Annotated in this window: 2 protein-coding genes; both read left to right on the top strand. The window is 48.2% G+C overall.

All coding sequences use genetic code 11. The features are described 5' to 3' along the window. The coding region (syd, locus tag R7P67_RS26335; RefSeq protein ID WP_318086519.1) for a SecY-interacting protein at positions 1-345 on the top strand (345 nt) is incomplete at its 5' end. A 2-nt stretch (positions 346-347) separates the two neighbouring features. Beyond that, a partial coding sequence (locus R7P67_RS26330; protein ID WP_318086518.1) for a Zn-ribbon-containing protein occupies positions 348-1,055 on the top strand: 708 nt, incomplete at its 3' end.

Genomic DNA, 1,055 nt, shown 5'->3' with positions numbered 1-1,055 from the left:
GCGATTGAGTTGACGCTGCATGAAGACATTAAAGCGTTTTATGGATCTCAATACAGTGCGGATATGGACGCAACGTGGCAGACGAATCCTCTGACATTGCTTCAAGTTTGGAGCGATGACGATTTTGTTCGTTTACAAGAGAACATTTTGGGTCACTTGGTGACACAGCGTCGTCTAAAGCTAAAACCGACGGTGTTTATCGCAGCGACGGATGCAGAATTGGACGTGATTTCAATTTGTAACTTAACGGGCAATGTGATTTTAGAGCGTTTAGGAACAGATAAGCGCGAAGTGCTCGCAGAGAATGTTGTGGAGTTTTTGGCCAAAATTGAGGCTGCGGTGTAAGCATGTACGTTGTTGAGTTGCAATTTGAGTGTTTTGATAACACCACCGTCAGTGCGGTAGATAAAGCCATTAACGGTTTGATGGATGCGTTACGTTACAACGGCCAAGTGCTAGGTCGTGAATTCCCGATAGTGATGGGCGATGGCGAATTTTTTGTGCGCGTGGTTTGCCCGGAACAAGACAGTTTGCATCCGCGTTATCATTCAGATTTCGTTAAAGTGTGCATGAATCGTTTGTCTGATGCGTCTTTGCTTGCGCCGAAAATGCGTATGCTTGGTCGTGATTTAAATTCAGAACAAGCGGCCGAAGACGAAGCGCCAAGTTGGCAAGTGCTCTACACGACGTATGTGCACACATGCTCGCCACTGCGCAGTGGTGAAACCTTGTTGCCAATTCCACTGTATCGTAATGATCCGACACTCAATGGCGATCATAAAGCGGTCATCAAATGGCAGACGGAATGGCAAGCGTGCGATGAAATCCAAATGGCGGGCGGGTGCCGCGCGGAGCATGCGGCGCTGCACGAAATTTGCGACGTAGACAGTGTGTTGTTCCGCCGCGGTTGGGATTTGCGTGGTCGTATCGAATACATCACCAAGATTCCAACTTACTATTATCAGTATCGTGTGGGCGGTCAGTCGTTGGAGAGCGAGAAAGCACGTAAGTGTCCGAAGTGTGGTGGAGAATGGCTGCTTGATGAGCCATTACAT

The sequence above is a fragment of the Vibrio sp. Vb0937 genome (assembly GCF_033338855.1).
Note: the sequence above shows the minus strand (reverse complement) of the source record. Positions and strands in the feature narration are given on the sequence as shown.